The organism is Pseudoalteromonas sp. CR1, from assembly GCF_019392235.1.
Classification (GTDB): domain Bacteria; phylum Pseudomonadota; class Gammaproteobacteria; order Enterobacterales; family Alteromonadaceae; genus Pseudoalteromonas.
In genome coordinates, this window is record NZ_JAHXRM010000677.1 from 1 (window position 1) to 230 (window position 230).

Consider the following 230-nt stretch of genomic DNA (forward strand, 5'->3'; position numbering starts at 1 on the left):
TCCACGGCCTTGGTCGCCGCCACCATGCCGAAGGTGGCCGTCACCATCATCACCGCGCCAAACCCACCGGCGCAGTCCAGCTTCACGCCGTCACCGACAAAACTTTTCTGCAAACAGATGCTGCCGTCCGGCTTGGGATAGCGCAGCTGCTCGGTAGAGAACACACACGGCACGCTGTAATGGCGGGTCACGGTGCGCGAGAAACCGTAGTCGCGGCGCAGCGTGGAGCG

At 63.9% G+C, this 230-nt stretch carries 1 pseudogene; it reads right to left on the reverse strand.

The window, feature by feature from the left end:
• Window positions 1-230: pseudogene (locus KZZ04_RS20985) on the reverse strand (tRNA cyclic N6-threonylcarbamoyladenosine(37) synthase TcdA); the annotation flags it as partial.